General features: G+C 73.5%; 13 protein-coding genes. 5 read left to right on the top strand and 8 right to left on the bottom strand.

What is annotated here, in order from left to right:
* Positions 1-12 precede the first annotated feature (12 nt).
* The 3 genes from ACWDAS_RS27350 to ACWDAS_RS27340 all read right to left on the bottom strand — a co-directional run bounded on the left by ACWDAS_RS27350 (position 13) and on the right by ACWDAS_RS27340 (position 3,721).
* The gene (locus ACWDAS_RS27350; RefSeq protein ID WP_450395954.1) at positions 13-2,406 is read right to left on the bottom strand and encodes an ATP-binding cassette domain-containing protein; all 2,394 of its coding nucleotides are present in this window, start codon (positions 2,404-2,406) and stop codon (positions 13-15) included.
* Positions 2,407-2,537: 131 nt separating this feature from the next.
* Positions 2,538-2,948, bottom strand: coding sequence for a VOC family protein (locus ACWDAS_RS27345; protein WP_450395951.1), 411 nt, complete (start codon positions 2,946-2,948; stop codon positions 2,538-2,540).
* Between the two features lie 176 nt (positions 2,949-3,124).
* Positions 3,125-3,721, bottom strand: coding sequence for a TetR/AcrR family transcriptional regulator (locus tag ACWDAS_RS27340; protein ID WP_450395948.1), 597 nt, complete (start codon positions 3,719-3,721; stop codon positions 3,125-3,127).
* Between the two features lie 197 nt (positions 3,722-3,918).
* On the opposite strand from ACWDAS_RS27340, the gene ACWDAS_RS27335 reads away from it, so the two are divergent.
* Positions 3,919-4,833, top strand: a complete 915-nt coding sequence (locus tag ACWDAS_RS27335; RefSeq protein WP_450395945.1) for an NAD(P)-dependent oxidoreductase — start codon at positions 3,919-3,921, stop codon at positions 4,831-4,833.
* The gene (locus tag ACWDAS_RS27330; RefSeq protein ID WP_450395942.1) at positions 4,830-5,696 is read left to right on the top strand and encodes an SCO6745 family protein; all 867 of its coding nucleotides are present in this window, start codon (positions 4,830-4,832) and stop codon (positions 5,694-5,696) included. The genes ACWDAS_RS27335 and ACWDAS_RS27330 overlap by 4 nt, the downstream gene beginning before the upstream one ends.
* Before the next feature lie 7 nt (positions 5,697-5,703).
* Here ACWDAS_RS27330 and ACWDAS_RS27325 read toward each other — a convergent pair whose 3' ends face one another.
* The 3 genes from ACWDAS_RS27325 to ACWDAS_RS27315 all read right to left on the bottom strand — a co-directional run bounded on the left by ACWDAS_RS27325 (position 5,704) and on the right by ACWDAS_RS27315 (position 7,536).
* Entirely contained in the window at positions 5,704-6,105 is a 402-nt protein-coding gene (locus ACWDAS_RS27325; RefSeq protein WP_450395939.1) for an SsgA family sporulation/cell division regulator, read from the bottom strand.
* A gap of 40 nt (positions 6,106-6,145) precedes the next feature.
* On the bottom strand, positions 6,146-6,640 hold the full coding sequence (locus ACWDAS_RS27320; RefSeq protein WP_450395936.1) for an ATP-binding protein: 495 nt from the start codon (positions 6,638-6,640) through the stop codon (positions 6,146-6,148).
* Between the two features lie 314 nt (positions 6,641-6,954).
* Positions 6,955-7,536, bottom strand: a complete 582-nt coding sequence (locus tag ACWDAS_RS27315; RefSeq protein WP_450395933.1) for a TetR/AcrR family transcriptional regulator — start codon at positions 7,534-7,536, stop codon at positions 6,955-6,957.
* Positions 7,537-7,791: 255 nt separating this feature from the next.
* Here ACWDAS_RS27315 and ACWDAS_RS27310 point away from each other — a divergent pair, with 255 nt between their 5' ends.
* On the top strand, positions 7,792-9,066 hold the full coding sequence (locus ACWDAS_RS27310; protein ID WP_450395930.1) for an MFS transporter: 1,275 nt from the start codon (positions 7,792-7,794) through the stop codon (positions 9,064-9,066).
* Between the two features lie 102 nt (positions 9,067-9,168).
* Here ACWDAS_RS27310 and ACWDAS_RS27305 read toward each other — a convergent pair whose 3' ends face one another.
* Complete coding sequence (locus tag ACWDAS_RS27305) at positions 9,169-9,618, bottom strand: lipocalin-like domain-containing protein (RefSeq protein ID WP_450395927.1); 450 nt, start codon at positions 9,616-9,618, stop codon at positions 9,169-9,171.
* A gap of 157 nt (positions 9,619-9,775) precedes the next feature.
* Here ACWDAS_RS27305 and ACWDAS_RS27300 point away from each other — a divergent pair, with 157 nt between their 5' ends.
* Positions 9,776-10,405: an isochorismatase family cysteine hydrolase gene (locus tag ACWDAS_RS27300; protein WP_450395924.1), complete on the top strand. Its 630-nt coding sequence runs from the start codon at positions 9,776-9,778 to the stop codon at positions 10,403-10,405.
* A gap of 1 nt (position 10,406) precedes the next feature.
* Positions 10,407-11,984, top strand: a complete 1,578-nt coding sequence (locus ACWDAS_RS27295; protein ID WP_450395921.1) for an aldehyde dehydrogenase (NADP(+)) — start codon at positions 10,407-10,409, stop codon at positions 11,982-11,984.
* Here the strand turns inward: ACWDAS_RS27295 and ACWDAS_RS27290 are convergent.
* Positions 11,971-12,237, bottom strand: coding sequence for a hypothetical protein (locus tag ACWDAS_RS27290; protein ID WP_450395919.1), 267 nt, complete (start codon positions 12,235-12,237; stop codon positions 11,971-11,973). The two genes, ACWDAS_RS27295 and ACWDAS_RS27290, sit on opposite strands and share 14 nt — an antisense overlap.
* Positions 12,238-12,297 lie beyond the last annotated feature (60 nt).

Raw genomic sequence — 12,297 nt, 5'->3', positions numbered from 1 at the left:
CGGGGGTCCGGGTCAGCCGCCGACGTACTCCGCGAGGTGCTCGCCGGTGAGGGTGGAGCGAGCCGCGACGAGGTCGGCGGGAGTGCCCTCGAAGACGATCCGGCCGCCGTCGTGGCCCGCGCCGGGACCGAGGTCGATGATCCAGTCGGCGTGTGCCATCACCGCCTGGTGGTGCTCGACCACGATGACCGACTTGCCGGAGTCGACGAGCCGGTCGAGCAGGCCGAGCAGCTGCTCGACGTCGGCCAGGTGCAGGCCGGCGGTCGGCTCGTCGAGGACGTAGACGCCGCCCTTGTCGGCCATGTGGGTGGCGAGCTTGAGCCGCTGCCGCTCGCCGCCGGACAGGGTGGTGAGCGGCTGGCCGACGCTGAGGTAGCCGAGGCCGACGTCGGCGAGCCGGCCGAGGACGCGCTGCGCGGCCGGTGTGTGCGCCTCGCCGGCGCCGAAGAACTCCTCGGCCTCGGTCACCGACATGGCCAGCACCTCGCTGATGTCGCGGCCGCCGAGGTGGTACTCCAGCACCGACGCCTGGAACCGCTTCCCCTCGCACTCCTCGCAGGTGCTGGCGACACCGGCCATCATCGCCAGGTCGGTGTAGACGACGCCGGCGCCGTTGCAGGTGGGGCAGGCGCCCTCGGAGTTGGCGCTGAACAGCGCCGGCTTCACGCCGTTGGCCTTCGCGAACGCCTTGCGGATCGGGTCGAGCAGTCCGGTGTACGTCGCCGGGTTGCTCCGCCGCGAGCCCCGGATCGGGCTCTGGTCGACCGACACCACGCCCTCGGCCCCTACCTGTCGGGGCATCGACCCGTGCACGAGCGAACTCTTGCCGGAGCCGGCGACGCCGGTGACGACGGCGAGCACACCGAGCGGGATGTCGACGTCGACGTCGCGCAGGTTGTTCGCCGTCGCGCCGCGGACCGGAAGCGTGCCGGTGGGCTTGCGGACCGTCTCCTTGACCGCGGCCCGGTCGTCGAGGTGGCGGCCGGTGATGGTGCCGCCGGCCCGCAGCCCCTCGACGGTGCCCTCGAAGCAGACGGTGCCGCCCGCCGAACCGGCGCCGGGGCCGAGGTCGACGACGTGGTCGGCGATCGCGATCGTCTCCGGCTTGTGCTCCACGACGAGCACCGTGTTGCCCTTGTCCCGCAAACGCAGCAGCAGGTCGTTCATCCGCCGGATGTCATGGGGGTGCAGGCCCGCGGTGGGCTCGTCGAAGACGTATGTGACGTCGGTGAGCGAGGAGCCGAGGTGGCGGATCATCTTGACGCGCTGGGCCTCGCCGCCCGACAGCGTGCCCGCCGGGCGGTCGAGCGCGAGGTAGCCGAGGCCGATCTCCGTGAACGAGTCGAGGGTCCGCTGCAGCGCGGCGAGCAGCGGCGCCACCGAGGGGTCGTCGAGGCCGCGGACCCATGCGGCCAGGTCGCTGATCTGCATCGCGCAGGCGTCGGCGATGCTGATCCCCTCGATCTTCGAGGACCGGGCACCCTCGCTGAGCCGGGTGCCGTCGCACTCGGGGCAGGTGGTGAAGGTGACCGCCCGCTCCACGAAGGCCCGGATGTGCGGCTGCAGCGCCTCCTTGTCCTTGGACAGGAACGACTTCTGGATCTTGGGGATCAGGCCCTCGTAGGTGAGGTTGACCCCCTCGACCTTCACCTTGGTCGGCTCCCGGTAGAGGAAGTCGTGCATCTCCTTCTTGGTGAACTTGCGGATCGGCTTGTCCGGGTCGAGGAGGCCCGACTCGGCGTAGACCCGCACCGTCCAGAAGCTGTCGGACTTCCAGCCGGGGATGGTGAACGCGCCCTCGGCGATCGACTTGGAGTCGTCGTAGAGCTGGGTGAGGTCGATGTCGGAAACCGTGCCGCGGCCCTCGCAGCGCGTGCACATGCCGCCGGTGCGGGTGAAGGTCGCCTTCACCGCCTTCTGGGCACCGCGCTCGACGGTGATCGCGCCGCTCGCCCGGACCGAGGGGACGTTGAAGGCGTACGCGCTGGGCGGGCCGATGTGCGGTGTGCCGAGCCGGCTGAAGAGGATGCGCAGCATCGCGTTGGCGTCGGTGGCGGTGCCGACCGTGGAGCGGGGGTCGGCGCCCATCCGCTGCTGGTCGACGATGATCGCGGTCGTCAGCCCTTCGAGCACGTCGACCTCGGGCCGCGCCAGTGTCGGCATGAAGCCCTGCACGAACGCGCTGTAGGTCTCGTTGATCAGCCGCTGCGACTCCGCGGCGATCGTGCTGAACACCAGCGAGCTCTTGCCCGAGCCGGAGACCCCCGTGAACACCGTCAGCCGGCGCTTCGGGATCTCGATGCTGACGTCCTTGAGGTTGTTCTCGCGCGCGCCGTGCACGCGGATCACCTCGTGGCTGTCGGCGGCGTGCGGCGCAGGCGACTGCGTGTCCGTGCTCATGACCATGCTGTTCGTCTCCATCTGTCGGCCGGGGCCGCCTTCGCGGTCCCGGTCGGCGTCGCCTGGCTCGAACCGGCTTCGAGCGTAACGTCTGGTTCGTCTCCGTCGGTGCGGTCGCGGCAACGGCCGCCGGACGGTCAGCGCCGCTCGTTGAAGCGGATCAGGTTGCCCGCGGGATCGCGGAAGGCGCAGTCGCGGATGCCGTACGGCTGCTCGGTCGGCTTCTGGACGACCTCGGCGCCGCCGGCCTCCAGCCGCGCGAAGACGCCGTCGAGGTCGGCGGTGGCCAGGGTGATGCGGGCGTAGGTGCCCTTGGCCATCATCTCGGTGATGGTGCGGCGCTCGTCGTCGGTGATGCCGGGGTCGGCGGCCGGCGGCTCCAGGACGATGGACGTGCCTGGCTGGTCGGCGGGGCCGACCGTGATCCAGCGCATCCCGCCGTATCCGACGTCGTTGCGGACCTCGAAGCCGAGGGCGTCGCGGTAGAAGGCCAGGGAGGCCTCCGGGTCGTCGTGCGGGAGGAAGGTCCAGTGAATGGTGATGTCCATGACGCTCACGCTAGCCGCGGCCCGGTGACCGTGGCTTCTCCATTCCTGACCGGTCCGGGCCCCTGCCCGCGCTGCGCCGGGCCGAGGACAGCCTGTGGCTCAACCCCCGTGTCAGGGAGGGAGTGTTGACGACGCCGCGCGGGCGCCCGCGTGGGGCGGCGGCCGTGAGGAGGACGTCAGCCGCCCGGCGTGACGCAGGCGTCCAGCATCGGGCCGAGTTCGCGGGCCACGGCGGTCAGGGCGCGGACGTCCTGCTCCGCCCTGGCGATCACGACGGCTCCTTCGATGGCGCTGATCATCAGGGTCGCCAGCGACTGCGTGCGCGCGGCCGGCACCCCCATCGCCCCGAGTGCCTCGGCGACGGGTCCGGTCCAGGTCGCGAAGGCGGTCGCGGCCGCGGTACGGGTGGAGGCGGAGGTTCCGGCGCAGTCGACCGTGGCGGCGGCCACGGGGCATCCGCCGTCATAGCCCGAGGCCAGGAACTCGTCCGTCCACTGGCCCACCATGGCGGAGAACAGCCCGCCGGGAGTCGGCTCGGGCAGGGCGGCGAGGAAGCGGGCCACGCGGTTGCCCGCGTAGCGGCCGGCCCAGCCGACGGCCTCGTTGACCATCTGCTCCTTGCCGCCGGGGAAGTAGTACTGCAGCGATCCCCGGGGCGCCCGCGCGTGGGCCGCGACGTCGCGCATGCCCGTCGCGGTGACACCGCCGCGCCGGATGAGCTGCGCCGCGCTGAAGACCATGCGCTCGCGGGGACCCCGCGCGGAACCGCCCATCGCCGACCTCCCACCGTCCGGCCGTCCGGCCCTCCGCCCACGGGGTGGCGGCCGTCGCCCCCGGATGCGCGTCAGCCTATCGGCGCCGATCCCACCGGGGCCGCGCACGACCGGAGCGCGGGTGGCGGCGGTCCCCTCGGGACTATTATGACCGCTGTCATAACGCGCGGTCGACCGGTCGGAACGGCGGTGGGGCAATGGACGTGGGTTTCATCGGCCTGGGGATCATGGGGCGGCCCATGGCTCTCCGGCTGGCCGGGGCAGGGGTGCCGCTCGTGGTCTGGAACCGCACGGCCGCCCGGAGCGAGCCGCTGCGCGCGGCCGGGGCCGAGGTGGTGGACGGACCCGGCGAGGTGTTCGCGCGGGCCCGGGTGGTGATCCTGATGCTGGCCGACGGCGCCGCCGTCGACGCCGTCCTGGGCCGCGGCACACCGGAGTTCGCCGCCCGGGTCGCCGGACACGTGATCGTCCACATGGGGACGACCTCGCCCGAGTACTCCCGCGGTCTGGAGGCCGCCGTCCGCGCCGCGGGCGGCGGCTACGCGGAGGCCCCCGTCTCCGGCTCCCGCAAGCCCGCCGAGGACGGGCAGCTCGTGGCGATGCTCGCCGGGGATGCCACGGCGGTCGAGGAGGTGCGGCCGCTGCTCGCGCCCATGTGCCGGGAGACGTTCGCCTGCGGGCCGGTGCCCGGCGCGCTGCTGATGAAGCTGTCGGTCAACCTCTTCCTGATCACCATGGTCACCGGCCTCACCGAGGCCTTCCACTTCGCGGAGCGGCAGGGCCTGGACACCGCGCAGTTCCTCGCCGTCCTCGACGCCGGGCCGATGGCCAGCGCCGTGTCCCGCATGAAGGCACCCAAACTGAGGGAGCGCGACTTCACCGCACAGGCGGCCGCCGCTGACGTCCTGCACAACAACCGGCTCATCGCCGAGGCGGCCCGTACGTCCGGTCTGGCCTCGCCGTTGCTGGACGTCTGCCACGCCCTCTTCGACGAGACCGTGGAACGGGGCGACGGACGCTCGGACATGGTGGCGGTCCTCCGTGCGATCGAGGCCAGGACGGACGTCGGCGACCTCGTCACCGACTCGGCGTCGGGAGGCGGACGGCGGTGAGCGGCACCGGGTGGTCCGCGGAGGCCGCCGTCACCGCGCGGCGCGTGTGGCGGCTCGCCGAACCGGTGCACGCCGCCACCTACTTCGCGCCCGAGGCCCGGGCCGCGTACGAGGAGGCGGGCCTGCGCGGCTTCTGGCGCGGCTGCTTCGCCGGTCGCGCGGCGCCGCTCGGCCCGGTGGGGCCGGAACCGGTCGTCGCCGCCTTCTTCGGCTTCGCGCCCGCCATGGTGGCCCGGGCCCTGCCCGCCGTCTGGGAGCAGGCACCGCCGGAGCGCGCGCTGGAGGTACGCCGCCGCGGTGCGGGCGCGGCCCCGCGGCGGCTGCTCGCCGGGCAGGAGGCCGCCGTGGCGGAGGCGGTGGCCCTGCTGCGTCCGGTCGCAGCGGGCCTGGACGTCGCGGGACGGGTCCTCGCCGCCGCCAACTCGGCCCTCCCCGTGCCCCGAGACCCGATCGACGCCCTGTGGCACCACGCCACCGTGCTGCGGGAGCACCGCGGGGACGGCCATGTCGCCGCGCTCGTCGCGGCGGGTCTGGACGGCTGCGAGGCGCTGGTCCTGCGAACGGGCATCGATCTGCCGCGCGCGGAGTTGCAGCCGAACCGCGGGTGGACCGACGCGCAGTGGGACGCCGCCCGCGCGCGCCTGACGTCACGGGGCCTGCTCGGCGCGGACGGTGCCGCGACCTCCGACGGACGGGAGGCGCACCGCGTCCTGGAGGACGCCACCGACCGCGCCGCCGGGCGCCCCTGGGAGGCGCTGGACCCGGTTGCCGTCGACCGTCTCGTCACCGTCCTGTCAGCTCCAGCGCGGGCCCGCGCCGGAGCCCTGCGCTTCCCGAACCCGATCGGCGTGCCCGCCCCCTGAGGGGCCTTCAGGCCGAGAGGAGTTCGGCGATGCAGGTGTCCCAGTCGATGCGGGTGCCCTCGGTGCCCGGCGGGACGAGTTCCGCGGTCGCGGCCAGGAAGCGGGCGAGCTCCCCCGTGGCGATCTGCAGGACGGCGGCTCCGCCGGGACCGGCGAGCGTGATGAGGGTGTGGGTGTGGTCGCCGGGTTCGACGTGGACGTCTCCGTCCCCGGCGGACGCGGCGAGCCCGGCCAGCAGCAGTTCGCGGGAGAGCGCCCACTCCGCGTCGTCGGCACCGTCGCCGTGGCCGAACCGCATCCGCACGGTGTAGGGGTCGTCGGGACGGTAGTGGCAGTCCGCGGACAGATCCAGGAACCGCCGGGTCCCGGTGATCAGCCGCAGGGACAGACGCTCCGTGAGTGCTCGCATGGACGCCCCCTCGTGGGCCGGGTCCGGCCGCGTATCGCGTTCAACACCGTGTCTTCGCACTCCGCTTGCCCCGGGATTCGCAGCTCGGACCGGCATGACGGGAGAGATTCCGTGAAGGCTCACCGCCTTCGGCGCCGGGCGGCGTGAAGCATGCCGTGATCGTCTTGCCGTTCGCCTGTGTGCGGGAGTGGCAGTGGTCCGCGACGGCGTTCACGAGCGCGAGGCCGCGCCCTCCGGTGGCGGTCGAGTCGGGGGCGCGCGGGGCGGGCACCTCGCCGTCCGCGTCGTGGACGCTGACGTGCAGGCACCGTCCGTCCCAGGTGAGGACGAGGTCGGCGTCGCTGTGCGCGTGGGTGTGGGCGTTCGTGACGAGCTCCGACACGGTGAGCAGGACGTCGTCGACCGTGCCGGGCGCGTCCTCGGTCCAGTCGAGTGCGGCGAGGTGCTCCCGCGTCCACCGGCGGCCCGCGCGCACCCCGCCCGACACCGGGAAGGAGCGCGCCCAGCCCACGGCCTTCATGGAACTGTCGGTCATCGGTCCTCTCCCTTCTCCGTCCATGCGGTACGCCTACCCCGCCCTGGTGGGCGGCACCGCCCCGGGGAGCGCCGACCCGGTGGCTTCACGGACGCCCTCTATTGAACTCGTCCTGTTTTCTCCTGTGTTCGCTGCCGAGAACCGGGGGCCTCGGACGGGTCGACACGAAGGTCTGCGATGACGGCACACGACTGCATCGGCGGCGTCGGAACCGCGGGGTGCGTCCTCGCCGCGCGGCTCTCGGAGGACGGCCGGGCACGCATGCCGCTCCTCGAAGCCGGTCCGGCCGGGACGTCCCCGCCCCGGCGGCAGGATCAGACCTCGACGGCCGAGTGCTTGAGGCGCTCGGCGACCGTCGCCAGCAGCTCGTCGGACAGCCGCGGGTCCTCGACCGCGCGCGACATCAGCAGCGCGCCGACCATCGCGCTCAGCGTGAGCATCGCGTCGGCCCGCGCCTCGTCGGGGTCGTCGCCCTCCGCCGCCTCGCCGATGAGCTCCAGATAGCTCCGCACCTGCTTCTCGTAGGCGCCCTTCATCTCCGCGTCGCCGCGGCCCGCCGCGGCGCCGAGGGTCACCAGGGCGCAGCCGGTCCCGGGGGCGTCCCGGTGGGCGGCGCCGAGGTAGGCGTCGATCAGCCCGGTACGGGGCTCCCCGGGATTCTTGCGAGCGGCTGCCGCCATCTTCGCCTCACCGTCGGCGAGGGCCAGGGCCGCGGCCTGGCTCATCAGGTCGTCGCGCGACGCGAAGTGCTTGTAGAACCCGCCATGGGTCAGGCCGGCCTCTTTCATCAGGTCCGCGACGCCCGGGCGGGTCATGCCCTCCTCGCGGATCCGCCGGGAGGTGATCCGCAGGACCTTCTCACGCGACTCGGCCTTGGCTGCCTGCGAGTGACCCATCGCCTGACCTCCCGGATCTCCGTCGGGCTGCCCCGATTCAAAAGTGGATGACGGTCATCATACACCTTCCCCGGGGCCCGGTGGACTTCTTTGACATGCAGGATGACACGCATCATCCTTCATGTGGATGACATAAATCATCCAGACTGGGAGGGGGACCCCGAGGCGGTCCGGAGATCCCCCGCCGGTGCGGGCCCATGCCCCCCTGCCACCTGCGACTCATCCGCGTACACCCGTGACCACCCGCGAGGAGACATGCCGACTTCAGCCACCCGCCCGGACGTCAAGCGGGGGACCATCCCCGTCTTCGCCACGGCGACCGCGATCACGGTCGCCAACATCTACTTCACACAGCCGCTTCTCGACCAGATCGCGCGGACCTTCGGGACCTCCGCCTCCGCCGCCGGACTGGTGGCCACGGCAGGACAGATCGGATACGCGCTGGGCATCGTCGCCGTCGTCCCGCTCGCGGACCGGGCCCGGCTGCGCCGGCTGTCCGCCGTCCTGCTGGCGGTCACCGCCGTCGCCCTCCTGGCGGGCGCGCTGGCCCCCTCGGTCGCCCTGCTGGGCATGGCCACCCTCGTGCTCTCCGCGAGCACCGTGCTGCCGCAGGTCATCATGCCGACCGTCGCCTCGATGGCCGCCCCGGGCCACGCGGGACGGGTGCTGGGCGCGGTCGGCACGGGGCTGACCATGGGGGCCCTGCTCTCCCGTACGGCCTCCGGCCTCGTCGCCCAGGCCACCGGCACCTGGCGGGCCGGATTCCTCGTCGCCGCCGCGACCACCGCGGCCCTGCTCCTGATCCTTCCCCGCTACATGCCGGCAGAGCGTCCGGCAGGAGCCGCGACGGCCGGCGGTTACCTCCGCCTGCTCGCCTCGCTCCCCGGACTGGTCACCCGGCACGCCCCGTTGCGCCTGTCGGCCGCGCTGGGAGCGACGGTCTTCGCGTCCTTCTCCGCCTTCTGGTCCGCGCTCGCCTTCCACCTCACCGCACCCCCGCTCGGGCTGGGTCCCGCGACGATCGGCCTGTTCGGCCTGTGCAGCGTGCCCGGCGCGCTGGCCGCCCGCTACTCGGGGCGCCTCAGCGACCGGTGGGGCCCGCGCGCCGTCAACGCCCTGTCCGTCGCCTCGGCGGTGCTCGCCTTCGTGCTCTTCGGGGCCGCCGGGCAGTCGCTCGCCGCGCTGGCCGTCGGCTGCAACCTCCTCGGCTACGGGGTGACCAGCGGCCAGATCGCCAACCAGGCCCGCATCTTCACCGCCCCCGCCGGGATCCGGGGCCGGCTCAACACGGTGTACATGTTCGCGGTCTTCGCCGGCGGCGCGACGGGTTCCGCCGTCGCCGGGGTGCTGTTCTCGGCCTTCGGGTGGCCCGGCGTCGTGGCCGGCGGCCTCGGCTTCCTGCTGCTCGCCGGCCTCACCCTGGCCTGGCACGGCCTCCGCTCCCGCCGCGCGGCCACCCGGCCCGCCGGTACCGCAGCGTCGCCCCGGGAGGAAGCGGCCGACGCCACCGTGCCGACGGCCCGGGGGTAGCGGCGGCACCAACGCGCCGACGCGCCGGCCCGTGGCGGCGGCTCCCGGACCGGCGCGGGTCCCGGCACGGCTACGGTCCGTACGGGCCACCACGGGGGACGGTCACCGGGCGCGCTCCCAGGTGAGGACGCCGGTGCGGAGCACGCCCCAGATCCTGGCGGGTTCGGGCAGGCTCAGCCGGAGCCTGCCCCCGTCCAGGGCGGCGACCCTGGTCAGGGTGCCGCCCACCCAGTTGGGGAAGAGGCTGAGCTCCACGTGGTGGACGACCACGTCGTCCTCGGGGATCGCGTAGGTCCCCGCGTAGGCCAGGTAGCCCTCCGCCGCGGCGGCCAGCTCCTCGGGCAGCCCCTCCTCGAGGCGGCCCTGCCGGAAGTCGGGCCGGTCCACCCGCATGATCTGGGCCGACATCTGGCCGCCGGGGGTGTACGTGATCAGCCCGCGGGGACGCGGCCCGAACGGTTCGACGACGTCGCCGCCGACGACGTCAGTGGCCTCGTAGGACACCAGGCGCCAGGCGCCGATCAGGGAATTGCGCAGTTCATCGGGGGTCATGCCGTACCTCACAGGTGTGCGGGCGCCCGCCGGGCGCCGTCCGATGGCCGCCGGCCCGGCTCCCCGGAGACCGGCATCGCTCCTTGACAGTCAGGATGACGAGAGTAATCCTGAATGAGGATGATAGCTATCATCCACACTTGGGAAAGGACGCGCCATGACCGACACCTACGAGCCCACCCGCACCGCGGTACTGCTGGTCGACCCCTACAACGACTTCCTCTCCGAGGGCGGCAAGGTCTGGCCCGTGCTCGCCGGGGTCGCCACCGAGGTCGGTCTGCTCGACAACCTCCGCGCCGTCGTCGGCGCCGGCCGCCGGGCGGGCCAGAAGGTCTTCTTCGTCCCCCACCGCCGCTGGCAGGAGGGCGACTACGAGAGCTGGGACCACCCCAACCCCACGCAGCGCATCATCCAGGAGCGCCACACCTTCGCCCTCGGCACCTGGGGCGGGGAGTTCCACCCCGACTTCCGGCCCGCCGACGGCGACGTGGTCGTCCAGGAGCACTGGGCGCAGAGCGGGTTCGCCAACACCGACCTGGACTTCCAGCTCAAGCAGCACGGCATCACCCACGTGATCGTCATCGGCCTGCTCGCCAATACCTGCATCGAGTCCACCGGCCGCTACGCCATGGAACTCGGCTACCACGTCACCCTCGTCCGCGACGCCACCGCCGCCTTCGCCCCCGAGATGATGCACGCCGCCCACGAGCTGAACGGGCCCACCTACGCCCACGCCATCACCACCACCGACGAACTGCTCAAGACCCTGCAGAACGGAGACCACTGAGATGCGACTGACCGGAGAGATGCTGATCGGCGCGTCGTCCGTCCCCGCGTCCGAGGGCACGATGAAGGCGCTCGACCCCGCGACCGGCGAGCTGATCGGACCGGAGTTCGCGCTCGGCGGCCCGGCCGAGGTCGACCGTGCCGCACGCCTGGCCGATGAGGCCTTCGACAGCTACAACCGCACCGGCCTGGCGGAGCGCGCCTCGTTCCTGGAGCTGATCGCGGACCGGCTGGACGGGATACGCGCGGAACTGGCCGGGCGGGCCGCGCTGGAGACGGGCCTCCCGGTCGCGCAGCTGGAGGGCGAGGCGGCCAAGGCCGCAGTCCAGTTCCGGCAGTTCGCCGACGTGGTCCGGCAGGGCCGGTTCCGGCACGCCACGGTCGATCCGGCCCAGCCGGAGCGGCTGCCGCGGCCGCGCGCGGACCACCGCATGCAGAGGATCGCGATCGGCCCCGTGGCCGTCTTCGGCGCGAGCAACTTCCCCATCTCGTACTCCGTCGCCGGTGGCGACACCGCCTCCGCGCTGGCCGCGGGCTGTCCGGTGATCCTCAAGGCCCACAACGCCCACCCGGGCGCCTCGGAGCTGATGGGCCGGGTCATCCAGGGCGCGGTCGCCGACTCCGGCCTGCACGAGGGTGTGTTCTCCCTCGTCCGCGGGGCGGGCAACGGGATCGGCGAGGCCCTGGTGGACCATCCGCTGGTCAAGGCGGTGACCTTCACCGGTTCCGAGGGCGGCGGCATGGCCCTGTACCGGAGGGCCCGGCTGCGCCCCGACCCGATCCCGGTCTTCGCCGAGATGACCAGCGTCAACCCGACCTTCGTACTGCCCGCGGCGCTGGCGGCGCGTGGCCGCGAGGTCGGCGACGGCTTCGCCGAGCGCATGCTCGTCACCGTGGGCCAGGCCTGTCTGAAGCCGGCCGTCCTGCTCGCCGTCGACGGCCCGGGCTACGCCGCGATGCGCGACGCGGCGGCGGCACGGGTGAACGCGATGGGCGCACGCACGATGCTCACCCCGGGCATCCACGACGCCTACGACCGGGGCGCGCGGCGACTGCTCGACTCCGGGGCGGAACCGGTCGCGGAGGGACCGGAGCCGCAGGCCGCCTGGGAGGGCCGCGCGCGGCTGCTCGAGGTCGACGGGGACCGCTTCCTCGCCGAACCCGCCCTCGCCGAGGAGGTCTTCGGACCGGCCGCGCTCCTGGTCCGGCTGACCGGCATCGAGCAGCTCCTCGAAGTGGCCCGGAGCTTCCGCGGCCAGCTCTCGGCGACGATGCACCTCGACGACGAGGACCACGCGGAGGCCGTACGCCTGCTGCCGATCCTGGAGCGCCGCACCGGCCGGATCGTGGTGAACGCCTTCTCCCACCCGCAGGAGGTCGGCCACGCCACCATCCACGGCGGCCCGTTCCCGGCCACCACGGACAGCCGCTTCACCTCGGTCGGCATGAGCGCGATCGACCGTTTCCTGCGGCCCGTCACGTACCAGGGCTTCCCCGACGCGCTGCTGCCCGAGGCGCTGGCCGCCGCCAACCCGCTCGGGCTGTGGCGGCTGGTCGACGGGGACGTCACCCGCGACTGACCCACCGCGCGCCCGGCGGCGGGGGGCGGGGACTCCGCCGCCGGGCGCACCCGGGTCCCTCCCCGTCACTGGAGCGGGCGAGCTCCTCCCGGGTACGGGTGATCCAGGGGTGGTCGTCGCCGAGGCGGCGGACGCGGTCCTGGAGAACCTGGCGCAGCAGGCGGGCGGCCCGCGCCCGGTCGCCCGCGAGGCCGACCGAGCAGGCGTGCGCGTTGCGGCCGGCGACACCGGCCGGCATCCTCAGCACGGACACGGCCGCCCCGGCGGCACGCCCCCTCCCGGCCCCCATGCGTGTACCCCCGTTCCCACTTCC

This window comes from Streptomyces sp. NPDC001070, assembly GCF_053598835.1.
This window is presented reverse-complemented; position numbering and strand designations above follow the sequence as displayed.

Excerpts from the sequence above, each read along its gene's own strand:
- ACWDAS_RS27315 (WP_450395933.1), bottom strand. The coding sequence starts at position 7,536 with ATGGGTCACTCGCAGGCAGCCAAGGCCGAGTCGCGTGAGAAGGTCCTG.
- ACWDAS_RS27320 (WP_450395936.1), bottom strand. The coding sequence starts at position 6,640 with ATGACCGACAGTTCCATGAAGGCCGTGGGCTGGGCGCGCTCCTTCCCG.
- ACWDAS_RS27305 (WP_450395927.1), bottom strand. The coding sequence starts at position 9,618 with ATGACCCCCGATGAACTGCGCAATTCCCTGATCGGCGCCTGGCGCCTG.
- ACWDAS_RS27325 (WP_450395939.1), bottom strand. The coding sequence starts at position 6,105 with ATGCGAGCACTCACGGAGCGTCTGTCCCTGCGGCTGATCACCGGGACC.
- ACWDAS_RS27340 (WP_450395948.1), bottom strand. The coding sequence starts at position 3,721 with ATGGGCGGTTCCGCGCGGGGTCCCCGCGAGCGCATGGTCTTCAGCGCG.
- ACWDAS_RS27295 (WP_450395921.1), top strand. The coding sequence starts at position 10,407 with ATGCGACTGACCGGAGAGATGCTGATCGGCGCGTCGTCCGTCCCCGCG.
- ACWDAS_RS27335 (WP_450395945.1), top strand. The coding sequence starts at position 3,919 with ATGGACGTGGGTTTCATCGGCCTGGGGATCATGGGGCGGCCCATGGCT.
- ACWDAS_RS27350 (WP_450395954.1), bottom strand. The coding sequence starts at position 2,406 with ATGGTCATGAGCACGGACACGCAGTCGCCTGCGCCGCACGCCGCCGAC.
- ACWDAS_RS27300 (WP_450395924.1), top strand. The coding sequence starts at position 9,776 with ATGACCGACACCTACGAGCCCACCCGCACCGCGGTACTGCTGGTCGAC.
- ACWDAS_RS27345 (WP_450395951.1), bottom strand. The coding sequence starts at position 2,948 with ATGGACATCACCATTCACTGGACCTTCCTCCCGCACGACGACCCGGAG.
- ACWDAS_RS27310 (WP_450395930.1), top strand. The coding sequence starts at position 7,792 with ATGCCGACTTCAGCCACCCGCCCGGACGTCAAGCGGGGGACCATCCCC.